22 protein-coding genes are annotated in these 23,530 nt (G+C 43.0%); 15 read left to right on the forward strand and 7 right to left on the reverse strand.

Translation table 11 applies throughout. The features are described from left to right. Positions 1-62 precede the first annotated feature (62 nt). From dnaG to HNR44_RS03925, 5 genes are all read left to right on the forward strand, one after another. On the forward strand, positions 63-1,994 hold the full coding sequence (gene dnaG, locus HNR44_RS03905; protein WP_246406970.1) for a DNA primase: 1,932 nt from the start codon (positions 63-65) through the stop codon (positions 1,992-1,994). A gap of 317 nt (positions 1,995-2,311) precedes the next feature. After that, positions 2,312-3,427 carry an RNA polymerase sigma factor RpoD gene (gene rpoD / locus HNR44_RS03910; RefSeq protein WP_184402784.1) on the forward strand — a complete coding sequence of 372 codons (1,116 nt, stop codon included), beginning with the start codon at positions 2,312-2,314 and terminating at the stop codon, positions 3,425-3,427. 203 nt (positions 3,428-3,630) lie between these two features. Then, positions 3,631-3,978: a c-type cytochrome gene (locus HNR44_RS03915; protein ID WP_184402785.1), complete on the forward strand. Its 348-nt coding sequence runs from the start codon at positions 3,631-3,633 to the stop codon at positions 3,976-3,978. Positions 3,979-4,101: 123 nt separating this feature from the next. After that, positions 4,102-4,818: a tRNA (adenine(22)-N(1))-methyltransferase TrmK gene (locus HNR44_RS03920; RefSeq protein WP_184402786.1), complete on the forward strand. Its 717-nt coding sequence runs from the start codon at positions 4,102-4,104 to the stop codon at positions 4,816-4,818. Further along, positions 4,815-5,936 carry a Nif3-like dinuclear metal center hexameric protein gene (locus tag HNR44_RS03925; protein WP_184402787.1) on the forward strand — a complete coding sequence of 374 codons (1,122 nt, stop codon included), beginning with the start codon at positions 4,815-4,817 and terminating at the stop codon, positions 5,934-5,936. Before HNR44_RS03920 ends, HNR44_RS03925 begins: the two co-directional genes overlap by 4 nt. Positions 5,937-6,165: 229 nt before the next feature. On the opposite strand, the gene HNR44_RS03930 is transcribed toward HNR44_RS03925, so the two are convergent. Further along, positions 6,166-7,125, reverse strand: coding sequence for a 4-hydroxy-3-methylbut-2-enyl diphosphate reductase (locus HNR44_RS03930; protein ID WP_184402788.1), 960 nt, complete (start codon positions 7,123-7,125; stop codon positions 6,166-6,168). A 108-nt stretch (positions 7,126-7,233) separates the two neighbouring features. Beyond that, positions 7,234-7,695 carry a hypothetical protein gene (locus tag HNR44_RS03935; RefSeq protein ID WP_184402789.1) on the reverse strand — a complete coding sequence of 154 codons (462 nt, stop codon included), beginning with the start codon at positions 7,693-7,695 and terminating at the stop codon, positions 7,234-7,236. Between the two features lie 733 nt (positions 7,696-8,428). On the opposite strand from HNR44_RS03935, the gene HNR44_RS03940 reads away from it, so the two are divergent. Both HNR44_RS03940 and HNR44_RS03945 read left to right on the forward strand, forming a co-directional pair. Further along, a complete protein-coding gene (locus HNR44_RS03940) occupies positions 8,429-9,724 on the forward strand; it encodes a DEAD/DEAH box helicase (RefSeq protein WP_184402790.1) in 1,296 nt (431 codons plus the stop codon). Next, positions 9,721-10,632, forward strand: coding sequence for a deoxyribonuclease IV (locus tag HNR44_RS03945; protein WP_184402791.1), 912 nt, complete (start codon positions 9,721-9,723; stop codon positions 10,630-10,632). The genes HNR44_RS03940 and HNR44_RS03945 overlap by 4 nt, the downstream gene beginning before the upstream one ends. A gap of 140 nt (positions 10,633-10,772) precedes the next feature. Here HNR44_RS03945 and HNR44_RS03950 read toward each other — a convergent pair whose 3' ends face one another. Further along, complete coding sequence (locus HNR44_RS03950; protein WP_184402792.1) at positions 10,773-11,027, reverse strand: DUF2624 family protein; 255 nt, start codon at positions 11,025-11,027, stop codon at positions 10,773-10,775. 388 nt (positions 11,028-11,415) lie between these two features. Here HNR44_RS03950 and HNR44_RS03955 point away from each other — a divergent pair, with 388 nt between their 5' ends. Next, a complete protein-coding gene (locus HNR44_RS03955) occupies positions 11,416-12,774 on the forward strand; it encodes a two-component system sensor histidine kinase NtrB (RefSeq protein WP_184402793.1) in 1,359 nt (452 codons plus the stop codon). Positions 12,775-12,776: 2 nt separating this feature from the next. Here the strand turns inward: HNR44_RS03955 and HNR44_RS03960 are convergent, their stop codons facing one another. Beyond that, positions 12,777-14,303, reverse strand: coding sequence for a Ppx/GppA family phosphatase (locus HNR44_RS03960; RefSeq protein WP_184402794.1), 1,527 nt, complete (start codon positions 14,301-14,303; stop codon positions 12,777-12,779). Positions 14,304-14,633: 330 nt separating this feature from the next. On the opposite strand from HNR44_RS03960, the gene HNR44_RS03965 reads away from it, so the two are divergent. From HNR44_RS03965 to HNR44_RS03980, 4 genes are all read left to right on the forward strand, one after another. Then, complete coding sequence (locus tag HNR44_RS03965) at positions 14,634-15,407, forward strand: metal ABC transporter ATP-binding protein (protein WP_184402795.1); 774 nt, start codon at positions 14,634-14,636, stop codon at positions 15,405-15,407. Continuing rightward, positions 15,404-16,273, forward strand: coding sequence for a metal ABC transporter permease (locus HNR44_RS03970; RefSeq protein ID WP_184402796.1), 870 nt, complete (start codon positions 15,404-15,406; stop codon positions 16,271-16,273). The genes HNR44_RS03965 and HNR44_RS03970 overlap by 4 nt, the downstream gene beginning before the upstream one ends. Positions 16,274-16,328: 55 nt before the next feature. Then, a complete protein-coding gene (locus HNR44_RS03975) occupies positions 16,329-16,763 on the forward strand; it encodes a Fur family transcriptional regulator (protein ID WP_184402797.1) in 435 nt (144 codons plus the stop codon). Between the two features lie 144 nt (positions 16,764-16,907). Next, entirely contained in the window at positions 16,908-17,351 is a 444-nt protein-coding gene (locus tag HNR44_RS03980; protein WP_184402798.1) for a DUF308 domain-containing protein, read from the forward strand. Positions 17,352-17,409: 58 nt separating this feature from the next. Here HNR44_RS03980 and ispG read toward each other — a convergent pair whose 3' ends face one another. Further along, positions 17,410-18,528, reverse strand: a complete 1,119-nt coding sequence (ispG, locus tag HNR44_RS03985; protein WP_184403545.1) for a flavodoxin-dependent (E)-4-hydroxy-3-methylbut-2-enyl-diphosphate synthase — start codon at positions 18,526-18,528, stop codon at positions 17,410-17,412. A 139-nt stretch (positions 18,529-18,667) separates the two neighbouring features. Then, positions 18,668-19,006 carry a hypothetical protein gene (locus HNR44_RS03990; RefSeq protein ID WP_184402799.1) on the reverse strand — a complete coding sequence of 113 codons (339 nt, stop codon included), beginning with the start codon at positions 19,004-19,006 and terminating at the stop codon, positions 18,668-18,670. A gap of 139 nt (positions 19,007-19,145) precedes the next feature. Here HNR44_RS03990 and HNR44_RS03995 point away from each other — a divergent pair, with 139 nt between their 5' ends. Both HNR44_RS03995 and HNR44_RS04000 read left to right on the forward strand, forming a co-directional pair. Beyond that, a complete protein-coding gene (locus tag HNR44_RS03995; protein ID WP_184402800.1) occupies positions 19,146-20,048 on the forward strand; it encodes a DUF1002 domain-containing protein in 903 nt (300 codons plus the stop codon). A 199-nt stretch (positions 20,049-20,247) separates the two neighbouring features. Further along, positions 20,248-20,874 (forward strand): NfeD family protein, encoded by a 627-nt coding sequence (locus HNR44_RS04000; RefSeq protein ID WP_184402801.1) that lies wholly within the window; start codon positions 20,248-20,250, stop codon positions 20,872-20,874. A gap of 29 nt (positions 20,875-20,903) precedes the next feature. On the opposite strand, the gene HNR44_RS04005 is transcribed toward HNR44_RS04000, so the two are convergent. Then, positions 20,904-21,689, reverse strand: coding sequence for a DUF1189 family protein (locus tag HNR44_RS04005; RefSeq protein WP_184402802.1), 786 nt, complete (start codon positions 21,687-21,689; stop codon positions 20,904-20,906). A gap of 206 nt (positions 21,690-21,895) precedes the next feature. On the opposite strand from HNR44_RS04005, the gene HNR44_RS04010 reads away from it, so the two are divergent. Next, positions 21,896-23,518, forward strand: coding sequence for a Na/Pi cotransporter family protein (locus tag HNR44_RS04010; protein ID WP_184402803.1), 1,623 nt, complete (start codon positions 21,896-21,898; stop codon positions 23,516-23,518). The last annotated feature ends 12 nt before the right edge of the window (positions 23,519-23,530 follow it).

Below are 23,530 nucleotides of genomic sequence, written 5' to 3' on the forward strand. Positions count from 1 at the left end.
CCGAGCCGTTTCATAGGGAATGTGATGGAGAAGAGGATCATTTTGGCAATAGAATGTACTTTTTGTCGTACTTTTCTTTTTGGGGACAAGCATTTTTTGGTTATTTTTCTTACCATCATTCAATATACGTTAAGAATGCGGTGGTGATTCCTCTGGCGCAAAAGTCAATCCCTGAAGAGAAAGTCGAAAAAATTCGCAGACAGGCGGACATTGTCGACATTATCGGGGAATCGGTTCAACTCCAGAAAAAAGGTGAATATCGTTACGCAGGATTATGCCCTTTCCATGATGAAAATACGCCTTCGTTTTCGGTATCTCAGGATCGTCAGCTCTATTATTGTTTTGGCTGTGGTGCTGCCGGAAATGTGATTACGTTTGTCATGGAGCATGAGCAGGTGCCCTTTTTAGAAGCCATTGCAAAGCTGGCTGAGAAAACAAATATTGATGTAGAACTTCCGGCTAGTGACGGGTCTACTACAAAAAGCGGCAGCTCCATGAAAGAAGGGATCGCCTTAGCATCACGCTTTTACCATCACTTGCTTATGCATACAGAGCAAGGGCGAGAGGCTTATGAGTACGCTCGCCATCGAGAAGTGAGTGAGGAAGCCTTACGCCGATTTCAGATTGGTTTTGCCCCCCGTGAGCGAGAAGCACTTTCATTGTTATTAAAGAACCGCGATTTTGATCTTCGAGAAATGGAGCAAGCAGATTTGTTGCAAATTCCGGAAGATGGACACAGCCCTTTTGATCGCTTCAGCAATCGACTCATATTCCCGATATGGGATCAAAATGGCAAGGTGATTGCATTCGGAGGCCGGGCTCTTGATGAACAGTCTGCTAAGTATTTAAACACCCGGGAGACGCCAGTTTTCAAAAAAAATGAAGTTCTTTATGGGTATCATCTTGCACGTGCAGCTATTCGGAAACAAAATTTTGCGGTTCTATTTGAAGGATATATGGATGTTGTCTCAGCTTGGATGGCTGGTGTGGAGAACGGAGTTGCAACACTTGGTACTTCTCTAACAAGTGGGCAGGCAAACTTGATTCAACGATTGTCCAATCATGTGACGATTTGTTATGACGGGGACGCTGCAGGTCAGAAAGCTGCCATTAAGAATGCTGAAACTCTGGAAGAGAATGGCTGCCAAGTGAAAATTGCCCCGATGCCAGCCAATAAAGACCCTGATGATTATATTCGTGAAGAAGGACCTTCTGCATTTATGACGAATATGATTGAAAGTGCACAGTCAGTTATTTCCTTTAAAATGAGTGCATATCGAAAAGAGAAAAACCTGAAACGGGAAGGAGATCGTCAGGCCTATATCGAATGGGTACTTGAGGAGCTAACAACGGTACGTAGTCCGGTGGAGCGTGAATTTTATCTGAAGCAGTTAGCAGATGAATTTTCAGTATCGATGGAGGCATTAAAACAAGAACAGTATCGTATTTATCAAAGGGTACGCAGAAAAAATGCCTCTCAAATCGAACCTCTACAGGAGAAACGGTCTGATAGCATATCTTTCCAGAAGAATCTCCCCCCTGCGTTTCATAATGCTGAACGCGCACTTATACAAATGATGATGGAGGATAAGGAGTGGGCAGAAGATGTGAAACGTGAGATTGGCGGGAATTTTAACGTTGATGAATACGCGGCAATTGCAGCTTTTTTATATGCTTATTATGGGGAAGGATATCCAGCCGGAAGCGCCGGGTTTTTGGACTATTTACCCGATCAAACACTTGTACCGATCGCAACGGAAATTGCGATGCAATCCGTAGGTGAGATAACCCCTGAAGTGTTCGCAGATTATATTTATCAGGTTAAGAACTATCCAAGTTGGGTAGAAATAGAACAAAAAGAAAATGCGCAGAAAGAAGCAGAACGAAAAAACGATGCTGAAACAGCTTTAAAACTAGGGCAGGAAATTATTGCATTGCGAAAAAACCTTGGGCACAAAACGATGCGGCCCCGGCATTTGCGTGCGAATCTGTAAACATGTGTCTCAAAAAGAAACGTGAAGATTCACCAGAAATTTTTCCTATACTTTTTGAGCGCTCTCTAAATAGTGCATGTTCAAAAGGGGGACAAAAGGAGCCGAGCCGTTCGAGGAGACTTAAACCTTGAGCACCGTATTGAGGAGCGAAGAAGCAAGTCGACGAATAATACGGTAAACTTAGACTCCGCTTCCTAGAATCATCCTCGGAAAAGAAAAGTTACTTCTCTTTCGAGGAAGTTTTTCTGTACTTTTTGAACATCCTTTATAAAGGATCGTTGTTTTTCTGTTTTTGGAAATGGAAGGAGGGAGATCGAATGGCAGAGAAACCCGCTCGTTCATTAGCGGAAGGTGAAATGTCCATCGATCAAGTAAAAGAACAGCTCGTGGAATTAGGTAAAAAGCGCGGGGTGTTATCATACGCGGAAATAACCGAAAAGCTTGCCCAGTTTGATCAGGATTCTGAGCAAATGGATGAATTTTTTGAGTACCTTGGTGAACAAGGTGTTGATTTACTCAATGAAGGTGAAGAAGTTCCTAGTATGGAACAAGTCGAAAAGGAAGATGATTTTGATCTAAATGACCTGAGTGTCCCACCAGGTATAAAGATTAATGATCCCGTACGTATGTATCTAAAAGAAATTGGTCGTGTTCCTCTTCTTTCAGCCGAGGAAGAAATTCATCTTGCCAAGAAGATTGAGGAAGATGACGAGGAGGCAAAACGGCGTTTAGCTGAAGCAAACCTGCGTCTTGTCGTCAGTATAGCCAAGCGCTATGTCGGTCGCGGCATGCTGTTTCTGGATTTGATTCAAGAAGGTAACATGGGGTTAATTAAAGCAGTGGAGAAATTCGATTATAACAAAGGGTTTAAGTTTAGTACGTATGCCACCTGGTGGATTCGTCAGGCAATTACACGTGCGATTGCCGACCAGGCACGGACGATACGTATTCCCGTTCATATGGTCGAAACCATTAACAAATTAATCCGTGTCCAGCGTCAATTACTTCAGGACCTTGGCCGTGAGCCGACTCCAGAGGAAGTTTCTGAAGAGATGGATCTAACTCCAGACAAAGTACGTGAGATCTTAAAAATTGCTCAAGAGCCCGTATCGTTAGAAACGCCGATCGGTGAAGAAGATGACTCTCACCTTGGTGACTTTATCGAGGATCAGGAGGCATTGGCTCCTACGGATGCAGCTGCTTATGAATTACTAAAAGAGCAACTTGAGGACGTACTCGATACGCTAACCGATCGGGAAGAAAATGTTTTACGTTTAAGATTTGGGTTAGATGACGGCCGTACACGTACACTGGAAGAAGTAGGGAAAGTGTTCGGTGTAACCCGTGAGCGCATCCGTCAAATTGAAGCGAAAGCATTGCGCAAGCTCAGGCATCCAAGCCGCAGTAAACGTCTTAAAGACTTTATGGAGTAAGGATCCGCGGGTTACTTCTATCGGGAGTAACCCGATTCTTTATAGGTTTATATTATCGAGATTCATGACAGATTGCAAATGCGCCCATTTTAAATAACGACAATTTGAGAAACTCAGCTGAAATTGCTTTTCATTACTTGGTTTTTCATATAGAATATAGGACGAAACCGCCTGAATAACTAAAATCGAGGGGGGGAGATTCGGTGAAAGGACAACCTTTAATTCCGTTTTTACTGATTGGCGTTGCTGGTTTATTTCTCATGCTGGTTCTTTCGTTTGTTGGATTATCGCAACCAGGTGAGGAGGATGAAAACGGAGACGAAAACGGTGAAGAAGCATCCGTGGAGATGGGGGCTGAGCTTTACGAAGAGAATTGCTTAAGCTGTCATGGTGATGATATGGAAGGGGAGACTGGTCCTGCAATTGCCGGAGATGATCCAGATACAGTGTTGAGTGCGATTGAGGAAGGTCCAGGAACAATGCCAGAAGACTTGGTCACTGGTGAAGAGGCTGAGGCTGTGGCTGAGTACGTCTCCGAAGGAGGAGAATAGTACATAAATTTCGCACGATGGTGTGTATTTGGGTACACAAGATGTATGAAAAATAGTTACGAAGGAGGGCGCCCAATTGGCGCTCCTTTTTCGTAATCATGGTAAGAAAAGAGGGGAAATAAAGTGGAACAAGTGCAACAGTTATCTTTGCGCTTGCAAACGATTGCGCGTGAAGTCCCATGTGAAACGCGGCTGGCCGATATAGGAACCGATCATGCCCGCCTACCTATAGCCCTTGTGGTTGACGGACGTATTAAATCAGCGGTCGCAAGTGACGTTAACCCCGGCCCGTTTCAAACAGCTTTAAGGAATGTAGCAGCGAGTGGTTTATCGGAGCAGATTTCCGTGCGACACGGAAACGGATTGCATACGCTAACTGAAGCAGATGACATCGACACCATTGCCATAGCAGGTATGGGTGGGAACTTAATTACAGATATTTTGACACACGATAAAGGAATACTTAAAAACGTGGAGTCTCTGATTCTCCAGCCCAATGTAGCCGCTGATATTGTACGCAAATGGTTATATACTAAGGGGTGGCAATTAAAGGCAGAATATGTTATCCAAGAGGATGAACGGTTTTACGAAGTGTTAACAGCGGTTAAAGGAAGCCCGGATCAAGCTTATGAAAATAAGGATTGGGAAGCCGCTCTTATGTTTGGACCCAAACTATTGGAAAATAAAACGAATACATTTCGAACGAAATGGCAGCATGAATTGGAGCACTTACAGCGAGTGTTGGAACAGATGAACGCAGCCCATGAACGCAGGGATATTGTATCAGAGCGCGAACGTCTTAAGGAGCGGATTAAAAAAATTGAGGAGGTTTTAACATGAGTACGATTCCAAGTGCAAATCAAGTGATTAAGTTGCTTGAAAGCTGGTCTCCGCAACGTTTCGCTATGGAAAGCGATAGGGTTGGACTGATGCTCGGGTCATTGGAAAGGCCTGTTAAAAAAGTTTTGGTCACCCTGGATGTGACGGAGGCAGTCGTACAGGAAGCGATTGAACAAGACATTGATTTAATCATCAGTCATCATCCGCTTTTGTTTAAGCCGCTTACTGAGGTAGACACAGATACAGCGAAAGGTCAAGTAATTCAAAAATGCCTGCAACATGAAATCACTGTTTATGCGGCTCATACGAATCTTGATATAGCCCCAGGCGGCGTAAACGACTGGATCGCAGAAGCGATCGGCTTAGAGAATACGTCTGTACTCGTCCCGCAAAAAACAGATGCTCTGCAAAAACTCGTTGCTTTTGTACCGGAGGAAAACGTTGAGTACGTGAGAAAAGCGCTGGGTGACGCAGGAGCTGGTCACATTGGCGACTACTCCCATTGCACGTTCAATAGTGATGGAACAGGAACGTTTATCCCAGGGGACGGTACAGATCCTCATATTGGAAATCGTGGGGAAATGACGTTTGTTTCTGAGAAAAAAATCGAGACTGTTGTGCCGGATTCCAAGTTGGCACATGTGCTTAATGTACTAACAGATGTGCATCCTTATGAAGAACCTGCGTATGACCTTTATCCTCTCGGTCTAGAAGGGGAAAGCATAGGCCTGGGGCGGATAGGGGAGCTTCCGGAAGGGATGCCATTGGAGACGTTCGCACATGCACTAAAAGACGTATTCGCAGTAGATGGCTTGAGGGTATCCGGAGATTTGGGCAAGACGGTTAAAAATGTCGCTGTATTAGGTGGAGCCGGTGAAAAATATTGGCCGCAGGCACTTAAAGCAGGTGCAGACGTATATGTAACCGGTGATCTTACGTATCACAACGCTCAAGATGCACAAGCAGAGGGACTATCCCTCGTTGATCCTGGCCACCATATCGAAGAGATTATGAAAAAATCGCTCGCATCCCGCTTAACAAACGAAGCCGATTCTGCAAATGTTCAAGTTTCGTTCAAAGCATCTGCTGTCAGTACAGAACCGTTTAGATTCCTGTAAAACGTTAAGTAGTAGCCCGTCGCCATTTAAGGTTGTGGCGGGCGATGTTCTTTTAACCCCTTTTCCATGATTGCCATAGCTTTAAAAGGTCCTAAAATTTAGATATCTTCGCTTTATTTAGCCCCTGATGAATGTATTCATTTGCTATTCCCCCGCTCATCCTATCGATACATCATTGCGATCAAAAAACGAGTAAAAGGGCTTTTTCCTTTTACTCGCTCATTTTACATTATCGTGCACGTGATTTGGAATTTTTGCGTAAGGGAGGTAAAATCTTGGTTCCTAATGCTTTTCGTTCTGTTTTCCACGTGGAAGGGTCTTCCGGGTCGTATTGGTCTAAAAAGAGAATTACTTCACGCGCGATGGCGGTTGGTGTAGATGCACCGGCCGTAACCGCTACTTTTTGAATCCCCTCAAGCCATTCCAATTTTAATTCACTGACATCGGCAATCCGATATGCATTCGTATGAGCGATATCCTTAGATACTTGCGCAAGCCGGTTGGAGTTATTGCTTTTAGGGTCTCCTACAACGATGAGTAAATCTGCATCTGTTGCCTGATCCCCAACAGCTTCCTGACGAACTTGAGTAGCTTGACAAATTTCATTATTAACCTCTGCATGTGGAAAGCGTTCCAACGTACGATCCATTATATCAGAAACATCCCACTGACTCATCGTTGTCTGGTTGGTAACGATGACTTTGTCCCTCTTTAAATCAAGGTTTTCAACATCCTTGACGGTTTCGATAAGGTGAACATGATCGGGTGCGACACCTATAGCTCCTTCTGGCTCAGGGTGGCCTCGTTTACCGATATAAACAATATCATACCCTTCTTCTTTTTTTTCAGCAATTAAATCATGGGTATGTGTCACATCTGGACAGGTGGCATCAATCGTTGTTAAGCCTCTTTCGTCGGCCAATTGCCGGACTTCTGGCGATACGCCATGGGCGGTAAAAATCACGGTTCCATTTTCTACCTGTCTAAGAATCTCAAGTCGATTAGGTCCGTCTAGAGAGATAATTCCTTCTTCTTCAAATGCATCTGTTACGTGTTTATTATGAACGATCATTCCGAGAATGTAGATAGGCCTCGGCAATTCCTTATCTTCTGCTGCTTGGCGGGCTACGACCATAGCATCTACAACGCCATAGCAATAACCTCTAGGGGTAATTTTCTGAACTTCCATAGCCAAGTCCTCCAATGTTTGTAGGCTATATACAATTATACAGTCAGAGAACATTTTCGTAAATGAAAAGGGGTAAATTGCAGCCCTCCCTATCCTTTCCCCGGTTCATTAGACGTAAAGTTTTGGAGGTGGTTGTTCACCCTCTTTCATCTCAAAGGTTGCCATCGGTTTGATCTTTTCAGAAAATACCTCCTCAGAAGAGCCTGATTCTAGTTTCTGCTCCTGCTCGTTCTTTGTTTCTGAAGCTGGTGCAGGAGGGAGCGCAGGCTTAGAAGCAGAGGGGCTCTTGAGCATTTTTCTCACTTGATTTGCCTTTTGTAACATGGGCGGGATTTGTTTAACCATGGGCCCATATTTTTGGATCATCGGAAGCCACTTTGCAGAATTTTGCAGCATAGGGATTAATTGACCGACCGAACCGAGGGATGGAGCACCTTGGGCGAGCGCTGCGCCTCCACCAGCAGCAGATGGCAATCCTCCTCCCATCATGGGTAAAGCCGCTGATCTAGCCGCCATCGGCCCAAGAGCAGATGGCACAGCTGGGGGCACCGGCATGGGCATTGGCATCATTGGGGGTGGTCCTAACATCTCAATCACTTCTTTCTGTACTCAAAATATTATTTCAAAATTAAAGTAACCTGCTAAAGACCTTCCGTTAAATATTGCCATGTTCTGTGAAGTGGAAGTTGTCACCTCCTATGAAAACAAAGGCTAACGAGCTATTTATGAACGATGATTAGATGGTAAGGGATAAACGTTATAATGAACATGCCATTCATTGTTATTTTGCGTGAAAACAGTAATTTTGAGCCAATTTAACTTTTATCCGGTATGGGTATAGGTGTCTAATATCATTTTTATGTCAGCATGCCTGAAACGTTCCTATTCATCTTGATATTATAGGCCTGCTTCCGTTTTCTTTATCTGAAGCTCTCTTGTGTTTTTTAGCTAGTAGAAACGAAAAATTAAATCATTCTTTTTCTTATATATGTGCTAGCCAAAAAGGGGAATAGACATAAAAGGAGATGAAAGTACGAAGGGAGGATGATGTATATTATGGGAACTTCCTAGCGGCGAGTTGACTCCTTTTGCTTCCTGTTTTTCGCACGCCCATAGAGGCGTATTTTTTGACGAGAATGATGGATGGCATGGGGCTATATTCTATGCCTTGAATTTCGAAAAAATAGCGTTTTTGTGATTTATGACCTTTTCGATTTCTATCGGGTAATATATTATGATAAAATGTGTCAATGTGTACTTGCCCGTTCATTTGGTCAAGCAGCAGTTTAAGAGGAGTGTTAAAATGTCAGGTTTTCAACGTTTAGAGATCGATGACCGCTTAACAAGACATTTACAAATAAAAAAAATTGAACGGCCGACAGAAATACAAGAACGTATCATCCCAGCGATTTTAAGAGGAAAAGATGTGATTGGCCAATCACAAACGGGCACCGGGAAGACGCTTGCTTTCGTACTGCCGATATTGACCAATATTAACACGGAGAGTCATAAGGTCCAGGCAGTGGTTACAGCTCCGACGCGTGAACTGGCCGAACAACTGTATCAAACGTTTCAGATGTTTATAAATGATGGGGAACTCCCTATGGAAAATGTGCGAATTCGCCGTGTAATCGGAGGAACGGACAAGGAACGAAATATCGCGGACTTGAAAAAACCACCCCACATTGTCATCGCGACACCGGGAAGATTGCACGATCTCGTAACGAAGTCAAACGTGCTTGACGTGCATCAGGTAGAAACGTTCGTCATAGATGAAGCCGATCAAATGCTGGACATGGGGTTCATTGAACCGCTAGATCAAGTAGCAAGCCGTATGCCCGATGACTTGCAAATGCTGGTTTTTTCTGCAAGCATTCCAAAAAGTTTACGACCTTTCCTGAAAAAATACATGAATCAACCGCGTCATGTGCACGTAAAGCCTGAGGAGCCCTCTCCTCAAAAATTAACCCACTATCTGGTTCCTCTTAAGAGCCGAGGCCGGGAGCAATTAACATTAGAGATGGCTTCTCTTTTACGACCATACCTATGTTTGGTTTTTGTGAATACGAAGGTAGAGGCCGAATCACTTACGGATTTATTCATTGCAAACGGCATTGAAACCGAATGCATTCATGGTGGGCTATCATCACGGGCACGAAAACAGGCAATGCGCAGTATTGAGCGAGCCAAAACTCCGTTCGTCATTTGTACGGATCTCGCTGCAAGGGGGATGGATATTAAGGGGATTTCCCACATTATCAATGTGCAATTGCCGAGTGATTTACAGTATTATTTGCATCGGGCTGGACGAACAGCACGAGCAGGTGCTTCAGGAGAAGTGTATACGATTGTAGAAAAAGACGATTACCCTGCCCTTCATCAACTACAGAAACAACGTTTTTTCTTTCATTATCTGGATATCAAAAAAGGGGAATGGCGTGAAATTGAACAATTGGGTAGCGGATATGCTCCTGGGAGAGATCGCTTTCGAAAACAAGCACCTTCCTCTTCGAGTGGTAAGCCAAAAAAAGTAAAACCAGGTTATAAAAAGAAAATGAAAAAGGCAGCTAGAGGCAATCAGAGGAGGAACAAATCATGAGCAAACACGACACCCCGCTTTATCTTGGCTCTCACGTATCGATGAGTGGAAAAAAAATGCTGCTCGCCTCAAGTGAGGAAGCAGCTGGATATGATGGGACGGCGTTAATGATTTATACCGGCGCCCCGCAGAACACTCGCAGGAAAGCGATTGAGGATTTGAATATTGAGGCCGGCAACACTCATATGAAAGAGAACGGGATTGAAAAAGTTGTTGTGCACGCGCCGTATATCATTAATATCGCGAACACACAAAAGCCGGAAACATTTGACCTGGGCGTTCGTTTTTTACGTTCCGAAATTGAACGTACAGAAGCGATTGGTGCGACGCAAATTGTTCTTCACCCCGGTTCCCACGTTGGAGAGGGGGCAGACAAAGGAATCGCGAAGATCATCGAAGGACTGAACGAAGTCATCGCAAAAGAACAAAATGTTCAAATTGCGTTAGAAACAATGGCTGGGAAAGGCTCTGAATGTGGCCGTTCCTTTGACGAGCTGGCACAAATCATTGATGGTGTAACCCATAATGAAAAGCTATCGGTTTGTTTTGATACTTGCCACATTCATGATGCTGGATATGATATCGTCGATGACTTTGATGGAGTAATGAAGACATTTGACGATATCGTTGGTCTTGAGCGATTAAAAGTGTTACATCTGAATGATAGCAAAAATCCCCAAGGAGCCAGAAAAGACCGCCACGAAAACATCGGTTTTGGACATATTGGGTTTGATGCTCTTAATAAAATCGTTCATCATGAAACGGTTGCCCACTTACCAAAAATTTTAGAGACCCCGTATGTTGGAGAAGACAAGAAGAATAAGAAACCTCCGTACAAACGTGAAATCGCTATGTTACGCGAAGGGACCCACGACGCACAAATGAAAGATAAGTTAATGCAAGCTTAATATCAGAGGTCGTTTAAAGAGCCTTTTAAAAGTACCGATTCGATTTCCTTCTGCGCTTCGCACGTAGGAGCGTGGGATTGTTTAGAAATCGTTGCACCCGCTTTCTCGAAGGTTCCATCTTTTGAACGAATGGCCTGCTATTATAAGAACCCTCCGTATTGCGCATACAAATCATGAAGCAACATCGCGTGTTCCTTTGATGTTGCTTTTTCAACTTTGTTAATGAATGCATACACGGAGGCCTGATCGGAAACATCAACATGCTCGGTTTTCACAAGATAAATGAGTGTTCGCACTTCTTCTTGAGTAAGAAATACGCCTTTGCTGTAGGCAAGGGATTGTAATTGTTCAGGAGTCATGCTATTGATATACTGTTGGATCATTCCATAAAACATTAACCATCACTTCCTTTGAAAGATGTTCAGAAACTTCAGGGAACATAGTGGTCTGTAGTACTTGCGGACTTCGATTAAGCCGCCGAAGGGACCATGCGCAGAAGCCTGTCGACCTGTAAGCGTGAGGGAGCTAGATGTCACGCTGAAGTTAATTCCTACTGCCCGTCTTCTCACAAATGTAAACATCTATGTCCTCTGTCAGTGGAGGGGTTCTTACATCGTAACAGGGCCTTTGCTACACTCTGCACCTTCTCATTCGATATGCTTAGCTTATGCAAGTATGGGGTTGCATTGTTCCTAAGTGATTAAACAGTACTAGGAATAACAAAAGGATTTTAGTATAATAAGCACAAACGAAAAAGATATGAGCAGGAAATGGGGATTTTATATGAATGTTCCAATTCCAGATCATCGATATGAGCATTTCTCCATATTTGATGACCTTAGCCAGGAATTACGTTTGGTAGCGATGTGTAACGGGAAAATCTTGAGTAAGAACGAAGAAGCCACTCAGTTTCTAGGGGATAACAATCAATTCTTTCAAACGTTACACAGGTCTGAAAAGGAAAGGGCTAAGACTTTTTTTAACCAGATGTATGACACCGGTGAACGGTGCTGCTTGTCGATTACCCACCATGTATATGGGTTGAGGAAGCAAATCCTTTATCACGGTTGTTATCATAAAGGTTATATCTATTTAAGCGGAAAAGTCCAGTTAAAAGAAGAGTGGAAAAACATAGAGGAGCTCTTTAAAAGTCTTCCTTGCGGTTATGTCCGAGTAAATCATGAATTAGAAATTGTTGAAAATAATCGAATGTTCTTTGAATTTGTTTTTCCTAAACTAACGAATCCTGATTCAAGTCTGGGGTTTGAGCGTCTTCGCCTTGAATCATTGCCGGGAGCCTGTATTTATGAGACTGTTATGGAAGCGCTTATTAAAAGATCGTCGAGTGAACGAGTAACAGGAGATGAAGAAGAGGCCAGCATGCGTTTAAGAGCGATTGCGCTTTACGTTCCCCAATGTCAGGAAGTCATTGGTTTACTATTCGACGAAAGTTCACAAATGAAGTATGAACATTTACTTGCATACAAACAGCAAATGGAGTCAGTCTCCCATCTGGCTGCTGGTGTTGCTCATGAATTGAGAAATCCCTTATCTGTGATTCGGGGCTTTTTACAATTGTCGGAACTGACGAATAGCTTTCATAAATATTCACAAACCATTTTCGGTGAGGTTGATCGCATGAATGTGATCATTGAAAATTTTTTGTCTATTTCCCGAAAAAGGTTTGAGATACAAGCGCAAAATCCAATGGGAGTCATTCGATCCGTCGAGGATATTATTCGCTCTGAATGTTTGTTAAATGATGTCCACTTCGAAGCGAGCTTATCCGAAACGAATCGAACGATTCAAATGAATGATACGATGATCAAACAAGTCATCTTAAATTTACTTAGAAACTCTATGGAGGCCTATCCTGAAGGGATGAGCTATAAATTATTCTCTTTAATCACTAAAGAATTTGAGAAAGATTATGAAATCACGGTTAAAGATAATGGGGAAGGAATACCTGAAGAAATTTTGGATAAACTTGGAGAACCGTTTACGACGACGAAAGAGAAGGGGACCGGTATCGGGATTTCCTTATCAAAGAAAATTATCGAAGACCATGGAGGGAGCTTTCGGATTGAAAGTGAAAAAGGGAAAGGCACAGCTACGATTATGACTCTCCCTTTTGAGGATTAATATTATTTAAAAATGAGCGTAAAACGAGTGTGCAAGGCTTTTTCTAATTGCCCAATGTCCTTTGAAGCCTGTATTTCTTCAAAGTATTTGCCTTTCCCTTTTGTATAAATGAATATCTTATTTTTACGTCCACGTGTAGATGATTGGATTTTGATGTTATCGACAATGGAACGACCAGTGGTAAATAGCCCATTTGAAAAGCGTAGAATAGCTCCGAGCTGCTCATAGTTCTTTAATACCTTTCCATTTAATAGTCGTTGGAATTGGGAAGCTTTTTTACGTAATTGTTTACAAGTAGTAAAAGAAGCGATGAGTGCAATCGCTATTTGTTGTTCGTGTGTAAATCCATCCAGCGAACGATTGGTAAGTACAGAGAACGTATGCTCATGGGATTGCTCCTCATCGATATAGGCACCAAGCCCTTTTAAGTGAGCACTGTAGAAAAGGAGCATCTGATCACGAGCGTTGTCGGCGCTATTAGGCTTTGGATGTAATGCCTGATACAGCTTGGTCGCAACCCTGTACACTCCAGTTCCAAATGGTTCATAAAGGTTATATTCCTTACGCAATTGCAGAAGTGTTTCCTCTTTGACAGTAGGAAGCGTTTGGTGCTTTTTTCGCATGGATTCAAAAAGCAATCCATCCCTGATCCCTTTTTGACTAATAATAAGACTTGTGGCTTGTATATGCCGTAGCAATTCAGCAATAAAAAGGCCGGCAGGGACGATATAATCGGCCCGGTCTTTGGATAGGCTTGGAACTTTTCCCCGTTTCGCTAAAGGGATTTTACGCAAATAGTGGTACGTATCCCTGAGTTCAGCTGAAGTCATCTCATATTGGTGGAGTCCTAGAAATGGGTCATTTCTTCGATGCTGATGAACCGCAGCAAGTTGGCGTACACTCCCGCCTACGCCGATCGCCGGCACTTTCATATTTTTTAGCCAAGGTTGGCTGCTGAACATTTTCGCGGCTAGCTTTTTAATTCTTTTTGTCGAGGCATTGACTGCGTTTTCATCCCAAAGTTGCAAGAGCGTTAACGTACCGATTGGAAAGCTGTAGGCATGGGTTAACCTCTTACTTTTCATCGCAGCAACCTCCGTACTCGACCCTCCCATATCAAAAATCAGCCCATCTTCAATATCGATCGAGTGAATGGTAGCAAGATAGCTATAGTAGGCTTCTTCTTGTCCTAATAAAACTTGGAGTTCAATACCAGTCTTTTCCCAAACATAGGAAAGAATCTGTTCGCGATTTTTCGCTTTACGAACAGCTGCAGTTGCAACCGCTCGGACTTCTTGAACTTGATGAGCTTCTAATACGGCTTTAAAATGAGAAAAAATTTCTTCTAAAACTGCAAAACCTTTAGCGGTTAGAAGTTGTGTTTCTTCATCGAGATATTGGCTTAATCGGGCGGCTACTTTTAAATTAAAAAGAGAGCGGTAGCGTCGGTGTTTCCCAACTGTATAAATGACAAGGCGAATTGAATTTGAACCGAGGTCAATAACTCCGATCCGTTCCGTTTCATGCATAAATATAACCCCCATTTACCGATCATTTACAAAAGGAGTACGATACGTTATACTACAAAGGTCAAATCGTAATCATTCTGTTTAAGGAGCTTGTTCAAAAAGCCCGGGAAAACTTCCTCGAAAAGGAACCCGCTTTTCCTTCGTGAGAAGTGAATGCTTTCATGGTCAAGCAGGATGCTCGAGACGGGCTTTCTTGCACTCCAGAGCATAAGAGAATCTAGACTCGTCATTTTGGTGATAAGCTAACATTTTCTAAAACTTCTCGGCTTTTTGTTCTCCTTTTTGAACACGTGATGGTCACGGATTCGTCTCCAAATGGGAGGTCCTTGTATGTATAAAAAAAGCGAAGCTGTTATTGATATTCAACAGATATCATATCAATACGAGAATTCACCTGTCTTAAATCGTGTTAGCCTAAATGTTCAACCAGGATCATTTCTTGGACTCGTAGGACCAAATGGATCTGGGAAATCTACACTCATTAAGTGTATACTCGGGCTCTTAAAACCGCAAGCGGGAACGATTCATTTATTCGGCACCGACGTAAATCATTTTACAAAGTGGGGAAAAGTCGGTTACGTTTCACAACGAGCGAATCGTTTTAACGCCGGTTTTCCTGCGACGGTTTTCGAGGTCGTTTCGATGGGGTTGTTTGGTCAACTTGGCTTATTCCGTTTTCCTAAGAAAAAAGATCATCATCGCGTTTATGAGGCGCTTGAAACTGTGGGGATGAGTGCCTACGCCAAACAGTCGATCGGGCGCCTGTCAGGTGGCCAGCAGCAACGGGTATTCATCGCGCGCGCGCTTGTGAGCGAGCCAGAATTACTTATTCTTGATGAGCCGACGGTTGGTGTTGACGCTAACTCAGCGAGACATTTCTATGATCTATTGGGAAATCTAAACCAATTTCATGGTCTTACGCTCTTACTTGTGAGCCATGATGTCGGGACAATGACACGATACGTTTCCGACGTTGCCTGTTTAAATCAAACGTTGCATTTTCATGGAAGTACCCGCGATTTTGAAGCGAATAAAGATTTGTCTGCGCTTTATGGTTATGATGTCCAACATGTCATTCATGAACACGAGGAAATGGCACGATGATTGACGTTTTTTTTCAATATGATTTTCTGCGAAATGCTTTGTTCTCAGGAATGTTGATTGGACTTGTCGCCCCGTTGCTGGGCGTATTTCTCGTAGTGAAACGGATGTCACTTGTCGCGGATGCCTTGTCCCATATTACCCTTACAGGTATTGCTTTCCACTTTCTGCTTGCGACGGTTTTCGTCGGGCTTGCCGGTGTTGATCCTTTATACATGGGGATGGCCTTTGCCATTATCGGTGCGTTATTTATTGATCAACTGAGAAAAATTTACAGCCACTTCAAAGAATTAGCGATCCCCATTATTTTATCCGCCGGTGTCGGTCTTGGTGTTGTGTTTATCTCCATTGCTGATGGTTTTAATACGGATTTATTTGCATATCTGTTTGGAAGTGTAGCCGCTGTCGGGCAGACGGATTTCTATATGATCACCATCGTTTCCTTGCTTGTAGGTGCTCTGCTGATTCTTTTTTATAAAGAATGGTTCTTCCTCTCTTTCGATGAAGAACAAGCAAAAGTCTCCGGTTTGTCAGGGAAGTGGCTTGACTTAATTTTTACGGTGCTTGTAGCTCTTGTCATTGCTGCCGCGATGAGAATCGTAGGGATTTTACTCGTGTCAGCGCTAATGGCACTTCCGGTTGCCGCCGCGATGCAATGGGCAAAAAGTTTTAAACAGATGTTTTTTTATTCCGCTGTTTTTGGAGAAATTGCTGTCCTTGCCGGCATCATTTTGGGCTTTTATTTAGATTTGGCTCCAGGTGGTGTCATTGTGGTCGCTGCAGTGTTGATTTTACTCTTGAGCATCTTTTTGCAAAAGTTAAATCGGAAATCATTTCAGACTAAATATGCAGAACCTGACGCTGGATAGTTTTTTTTGATACAATGACGACGGATCCGTCAAAGAAAACGGAGGGAATCCAATCATGGATGTTCATACGGCTATGTCCAGGTTAAAAGATAAAGGGTATAAATACACGGATAAAAGACAGGAAATTCTCGAATATTTAGACAAGCAAAATGGGTACGTGCCGGCAAAACAAGTGCTGGCGTTTATGCAGAAGCAATATGATGGGCTGAGTTATGACACCGTGTACCGAAACCTTTCCTTATTTGCTGAAATAGGCATCTTGGAAGCAAGCGAATGGGAAGGTGAGAAGCGGTTTCGTCTCAGCTGTGCAGGAAGTCACCATCATCATATGATTTGTTTGGCATGTGGAACAACGAAGCATATTCCTGCTTGTCCTATGGAAGAATTAAATTTAGGAGAAGATGATTTTAAAGTAACGAGCCATAAGTTTGAAATTTTTGGTTACTGCCCTCCTTGTCACCAAGAGCAAGAGGAGACTGCTTTAAGCTAAAAACCGTACCTGGTCAAGGGTACGGTTTTCATTTTTATAACCAGTTCATGGAGATACATACAATAGTTGTAACCGATAATTGGGCGTGTATCCAGCCAAACTAGAAATACCCGGGGATAAACCGGGCAAGGGGGGAGATCAGGTTTGGCGGATCAATATCGTAGCGATCAAAAGAATGGTCAGCAATCGGAAGAGAACACTCAACCAGAAGAACGCCCAGTCATGGTTGATCCACTGATTGATAGCTACAATGGGAAGTATATGGAAGAAACCTCAACAGAAGTTGCTTCCCCAGGTGTTACGGGACAAGGTCAAGATCCCTCACGGGATGACCTAAATGAATCTGATGAACCTATGCAAGGGGAAGATCCTGCGGTTAATGATGATTCCCTGGGAATGGGACTTGGAACGGCTGCGATTATCATGTCGCTTGTATCGCTTTTTTTCTTGCCGGTCATACTAGGTGCAGCAGGAATTATCACAGGTTTCTTTGCACGTCAAAAAGGTGCTTCCGCCCTCGGTTGGTGGGCCATAGGTATTGGGGCTGTTTCCATCCTCATGACCATTTTTTTCGCGCCTTTTATGTAGAACAAAAAAATGCCCGCTCCACAGATGAGCGGGCATTTACTTATGAGAGGCCATAAGTTTATTGGGTAGTTTCAGCTTTCTCTTCCTCTAGTTTGGCAAAATGTTCCTCAGCAAGCTTATCGACTTCTTTTTTCAGTTCATCCACCATTGTCTCTTCTGGAACTTTACGGATAATTTCTCCGTGTCTAAAGAGGAGACCTTCCCCTTTAGCACCAGCAATCCCAATATCTGCTTCACGTGCTTCCCCAGGGCCGTTAACAGCGCAACCGAGGACAGCTACTTTGAGGGGAGCTTTAACTTCGGAAATATATTCTTCGACGTCATTAGCGATGCTGATCAGATCAATTTCGATTCGTCCACAAGTCGGACAGGCAATTAATGTAGCGGCATCTGAAGCAAGGCCAAAGGTTTTCGTGAGTTCACGAGCAACTTTTACTTCTTCAACCGGGTCGGCACTTAGTGAGATACGCATTGTATTTCCAATGCCTTTTTCCAAAATCGCTCCGAGACCAGCAGAACTTTTAACGGTACCGGCAAATAAGGTTCCGGACTCCGTAATTCCTAAATGGAGAGGGTAACTAAATGCTTCTGCCGCTTTTGTATAAGCTTCAACAGCAAGGTTAACATCGGATGCCTTCATGGAGACGATAATGTCATGGAAATCTAGCTCTTCAAGAATAGCGATATGGTGCAGAGCACTTTCGACCATCGCATCTGCCGTTGGGTATCCATACTTTTCAAGGAGATGTCGTTCAAGGGATCCAGCATTTACACCAATCCGAATGGGTACCCCTTTTTCTTTGGCAGCTTTAACGACCATTTCCACCTTTTCACGAGAACCAATATTTCCTGGGTTAATACGAATTTTATCCGCACCGGCTTCAATCGCTTTTAAAGCAAGTTTATAGTTGAAATGAATATCGACGACGAGTGGGATATTGATACGCGATTTAATTTCAGGAAGTGCATCGGCAGCTTTCTCATTTGGGCAGGCTACCCGTACGATATGACAACCGGCTTCTTCCAAACGTGAAATTTCTTCGACAGTTGCTTCGACATCCTCGGTTTTTGTAGTTGTCATACTTTGAATGATAACTTCATCGTTACCGCCAATGACAAGGTTGCCAACGCGAACTCGTCTTGTGTTTTTGCGATGGGTAATTTCGCTCATCTGTATTTTTCCGCCCCTTTACATGACGCTGATTATGACCATACGTATGCGTTTATTATTCAAAAAAGTCGTATCACATACTGATCTTATTGTAGCAACGGGGTTGTAAAATTGGCAAGTCATTGGGGTTTGTTTCAACAGATGGTCAAGATTCATACAAGGGGAATGTATAGACTTGTCCATGTTCAAGCTGTTCAGGCGGCTGCCCCTCATTTAAATGTATAAAATCTTCCTTAATGGTTTCAATGGCAACGGGAGTTCCTGTTTCATGGAGTTCTTCGACGACGGTTAATAAAGATTGGCCGGGTTCGATTTCAATATCAACAGTTCGATCATATGCTAATGAACCATTGGTCTCCTCGACCTGTAGATCATCTGTTACCTCTGACGATACATCCATCATTGGAAGGGTACCACGTGAAACATCATAATATATAGCAAAGCCAACGGTAGCAATGGCGAGAATCCATATCCATTTTTTCATGTTATCTGCTCCTTTCCCTACATGGTATGCTTGTCCTGTAAAAAAATGCTTATAAAATAACAAAAACTCTATAATGTTCTTTTCTTTTACAGCTTCGTATGGTAAGAAATAAGGGGAAAGTAAAAGAGGAGGAGTCCAAATGAAAAAAATGGGTGCATGGATCGCAGCCACAGCATTGGTTAGTGCAAGCTTTGCTTTTTTACCACTCAAAGCAGATGCTGATGCTGCCCCAGGGGATGTCATTATTACCCTTGGCGAGGATTTAAGCGCTGACGAGCGGGAAATGATCTTATCTGAAATGGATAGCGATGAAAATAACACGATTATAGAAGTAAGCAATGAGGAAGAGCATGAATATTTGGCAGAGTTTATACCTGCAGGAAAAATTGGGAGTAATGCCATTTCATCTTCAAAAATCACGATAAAAGAGCAAGATACAGGTCTTGATGTGGAGACGAATAATATTGATTACGTCTCCGAAGGAATGTACGCCAACGCACTCATTACCGCAGGTGTAGAGGATGCCGACATCTATGTAACTGCGCCGACAACTGTCTCCGGTACCGGGGCATTGACAGGGTTGCTCAAAGCTTATGAAACGGAAGCGGATGTTGATATTTCCGAGGAGCAAAAACGAGTAGCCAACGAAGAGATGGTACAAACAGCGGATTTGAGTGAAAGAATCGGTACAGAAGAGGCCACGGAGTTAATGGCGAGTATTAAAGAAGCGATCGCTGAAGAGAATGTGGAAACGGAAGAAGATTTACGCGCTTTGATCGAGCGCATTGCTGATGAAATAGGGGTAACGTTAAGCGAGGAAGAGATGGATGGTCTTGTATCTCTCTTTGAACGTATGCAAAACTTGAATATCGACTGGGGGCAAGTCCAAAACCAGATTGATCATATTCGCGATAATTTTGACGATTGGATCAACCGAGAAGATACGCAAAACTTCCTCCAATCTGTACTTGACTTCTTTAGCGAATTGATCGACAGTGCCCAAGGCTGGTTCGATGGCGGTACGGAGTCTGAATCATCCTAACGTTCGTTTGAAACTCACGATGGAACTTCACATCGTGAGTTTCTTTTGTGTGTCGTGGTCAAATAAGCTTAAGTATCAAAGCGTGTGGATTTATTGATTTTAAAACTTTTGCTACAATGAACATAGATAGATATGAAACCGTTACGATCGTTTGTACGTAAAGATTAAGAGGCGGATGATGGGAAGGGGTGCGATTAACATGGAATGGTTAGACATTAGCATGTTTGGTTTTCTTGTCGTATTCTTGGCTACGATGTTTTTTATTGGGGAGTTGGTTGTTAAGGCAAAGGGCATTTTCGGGATTATCGGTTTTTCGTTAATTACATTATACTTCGCTCACCAGATTGGAGATACATCTGGTTTATGGGTAATTATCCTTTACGTAGCTGGGTTGTTATTGATTTTAACCGACGGCAAATTGCTAGGAGACGGTCTTCTTTCGTTCTTTGGTGTCCTTTTGATGATCGTTGGTATTGCTGTGCCCGCTCCCAATCTTATATACGCGGTGATGGTTGGTAGCGCGGTGATCTTTGGAGGATTCGCGGCCTTACTCTTTATGAAAGTCTTCCCGCGCCGGGATTTATGGTCGAAAATGACTCTTACCGAGAGTATGACAAGTGAAGAAGGGTATAACTCCATGAATGAAAGCTATGGAGAGCTTTTAGGTAAAGAAGGGAAGACACTTACGGACTTCAGGCCGATTGGTACTGTGGAGATTGAAGGTAAAACGTACAGCGCAACAACAGGAGCTGTATGGCTTGAAAAAGATACAGATATTAAAGTAACGTCTGTGGATGGCACCCGTATTGTCGTTACTCCACGGTAAAAAGCGCCCTTTTGTTTAGGGCGCTTTTTCTATTGATGAGGTTTTTGCTTCGGAAGTGTGCGTAGAACAAGAATAAAAATCACAAGGACCATGAGCCAATACAGGATAAAAGAGAAATCGTTAAAAAGCCAAGTATCGATTTCGGGAATGAACGTATCGAGTAAGGCACCAACAACGGTTGGCAAGGTGGCGATATAAGCGCTCATTACCCAAATATGCCGATATTGCAAGCGGGTGGGTCTGATTTTTTTTAGCAGTAACCCAATGCCTGAAATCGCGAACACACCTAAAAATTTCACCCCTGATGCTAATAAGTATAGGAGGAGCAAAGCTAATGCAGTATAAGCAGGGAGAAGTTCCAGAAAGCTGGCTGTTGCTTCTTGTAGTTCCTCTTTGGTAAAACTAAATTCTCCATACGCAAACTCGTTTTGTTCACCTTCATCCATCACGAGGACACGATCATCAAGAAGTGCAGTGACATCTGTTTCCCCAGCTACATCGTCAGGAGTCACTTCCCCAGTATCATCCAGAATGATGACTGTACCGTCTGTTTGTGTCATATAAGGGGAAGAGCCCTCCTCGACTGAAATTGAACCTGAACCAATACTATAATCAGGGATTTCATCTGAAAGCACTAGCTCCAACCGTTCTCCAGCCATATTAATGGTAGAGCTGATTGAAATGGCTGCGGGAATACTCGTAATCAGCACGAGTAGGAAAATATATAAAATCGTTCTCCCGATTTTCTGCATACGAAAACGACCGATCATGGTTGGTGAATATAAGCTATAAAAAAAAGATTTCCAAATACTCACAGTGACTACGCTCCTCTATTATGTTAGGTTATTTACGGTACGTGTTGATGCGAGAAACAAACACACATGCATCCGACACTTTGTCGATTATAACAGAAAAATCGCTACATATTCTTTACAAACCATTGAGCTTCGTGAATAATAGACAAGGGTAATCTATCATCATTAATATTGTTATTATTACTTTTCGAAGGGATGAGTTGACTTTGGACTTGCAAGAGCTCCTGTTTGCGTTTTTCGGGGGTCTGGGGATTTTTTTGTTTGGCCTCAAATTTATGAGTGACGGCCTTACGAAAATTGCCGGTGATCGTTTACGTGAATTGCTTGATCGCTTTACCTCTAATCCAATTAAAGGTGTGATTGTAGGGATTGTGGTAACGGTCTTGTTACAGTCAAGTACAAGCACGACTGTATTAACGATTGGCCTTGTAAATGCCGGCTTTATGACATTGCGTCAGGCTATCGGGGTCATTATGGGCGCAAATGTAGGAACGACCGCCACCGCGTTTATTATTGGAATTGACATTACGGATTACGCCTTGCCGATTATATTCATTGGGACATTCTTAATTTTTTTCTTTAAAAATAGGCAGGCGAACAATTTCGGGCAAGTGATATTTGGGTTTGGGGCCTTGTTTCTTGGTTTAAGTATTATGGGAGACGGGGTAGCCCCGTTAGCGGATAGCCCTGTGTTTGAGGAGCTTACCGTCAGCATGAGTGATAACCCGATTTTAGGAGTAGTGATTGGAACTGCCTTTACAGTCATTGTACAAAGTTCCACAGCAGCGATTGGTTTATTACAACAACTTTATGATGCAGGGGCTATCGATTTAAATGCTGCTCTTCCTGTATTATTCGGTGACAATATCGGAACAACGATAACCGCGGTGTTAGCTTCGATCGGTGCATCTGTCGCCGCCAAACGAGCTGCACTCAGTCACGTTATTTTTAACTTAATAGGGGCGGTCATTATCCTGATTTTATTACAGCCATTTACGGCTTTGATGATGATGATTGAAGAGAATTTTAATCTCGTTCCACCGATGACTATTGCTGTTTCCCATGGTTCTTATAACCTCGCAAACCTACTCATGCAAGTATCATTTATTGGGGTATTGGCAGCCATTGTTACTAAGCTTATCCCCGGAAAGAACGATGAAATTGAGCACAAAGCAAAACACCTTGATCCTTCCTTCATTCAACGGGCACCGGCGATTGCTTTAGGTCAGGCGCGCGCTGAAGTTTTACGAATGGGAGAATTTGCGAAAAATGGTCTGAAGGAAGTGAATGAATATAGGGACAATCGCCATCGAAGAACTGCAGAACGGATCGTTCAATATGAAGAGGCCATTAATAATTTGGATCGTACGATCACAGATTATTTAATGCAACTCTCCAACCGGTCTTTATCAAATGAAAATTCCTATTTGCATACGATGCTCTTTGATACGGTACGTGATATCGAACGGATTGGGGATCATATGGAAAACATCATGGAACTCATCGACTACCAGATGAAAAACAAGGTCGTGATCTCTGAGGAAGCAAATCAAGATCTTGATGAAATGTTTTCATTAACGCTTCATACGTTGCAAGATGCCATTTATGCACTCGAACATCATGATTTAGATGCAGCCCGCGCAACCGAACAACAAGAAGACGAGATCGATAAAATGGAAAGGAAAATGCGCCGCAAGCATATTTTGCGTATGAATGAGGGGCGCTGCTCAGGATCTGCTGGTGTCGTCTTTGTTGATATCGTAAGTAATCTTGAACGTATTGGTGATCATTCTGTAAATATTGCAGAAGCGGTTTTAAACGAAAAATAACTGCCAAGGACC

This window comes from Geomicrobium halophilum (assembly GCF_014207655.1).
GTDB lineage: Bacteria > Bacillota > Bacilli > Bacillales > Marinococcaceae > Geomicrobium > Geomicrobium halophilum.

Coding starts and splice junctions, on each gene's coding strand:
- HNR44_RS03970 (WP_184402796.1), top strand. CDS start 15,404: ATGATTGACGTTTTTTTTCAATATGATTTTCTGCGAAATGCTTTGTTC.
- HNR44_RS03945 (WP_184402791.1), top strand. CDS start 9,721: ATGAGCAAACACGACACCCCGCTTTATCTTGGCTCTCACGTATCGATG.
- HNR44_RS03975 (WP_184402797.1), top strand. CDS start 16,329: ATGGATGTTCATACGGCTATGTCCAGGTTAAAAGATAAAGGGTATAAA.
- HNR44_RS03955 (WP_184402793.1), top strand. CDS start 11,416: ATGAATGTTCCAATTCCAGATCATCGATATGAGCATTTCTCCATATTT.
- HNR44_RS03940 (WP_184402790.1), top strand. CDS start 8,429: ATGTCAGGTTTTCAACGTTTAGAGATCGATGACCGCTTAACAAGACAT.
- HNR44_RS03965 (WP_184402795.1), top strand. CDS start 14,634: ATGTATAAAAAAAGCGAAGCTGTTATTGATATTCAACAGATATCATAT.
- HNR44_RS03925 (WP_184402787.1), top strand. CDS start 4,815: ATGAGTACGATTCCAAGTGCAAATCAAGTGATTAAGTTGCTTGAAAGC.
- HNR44_RS03960 (WP_184402794.1), bottom strand. CDS start 14,303: ATGCATGAAACGGAACGGATCGGAGTTATTGACCTCGGTTCAAATTCA.
- HNR44_RS03950 (WP_184402792.1), bottom strand. CDS start 11,027: ATGTTTTATGGAATGATCCAACAGTATATCAATAGCATGACTCCTGAA.
- HNR44_RS03935 (WP_184402789.1), bottom strand. CDS start 7,695: ATGATGCCAATGCCCATGCCGGTGCCCCCAGCTGTGCCATCTGCTCTT.
- HNR44_RS03990 (WP_184402799.1), bottom strand. CDS start 19,006: ATGAAAAAATGGATATGGATTCTCGCCATTGCTACCGTTGGCTTTGCT.
- HNR44_RS03930 (WP_184402788.1), bottom strand. CDS start 7,125: ATGGAAGTTCAGAAAATTACCCCTAGAGGTTATTGCTATGGCGTTGTA.
- HNR44_RS04000 (WP_184402801.1), top strand. CDS start 20,248: ATGGAATGGTTAGACATTAGCATGTTTGGTTTTCTTGTCGTATTCTTG.
- HNR44_RS03995 (WP_184402800.1), top strand. CDS start 19,146: ATGAAAAAAATGGGTGCATGGATCGCAGCCACAGCATTGGTTAGTGCA.
- rpoD (WP_184402784.1), top strand. CDS start 2,312: ATGGCAGAGAAACCCGCTCGTTCATTAGCGGAAGGTGAAATGTCCATC.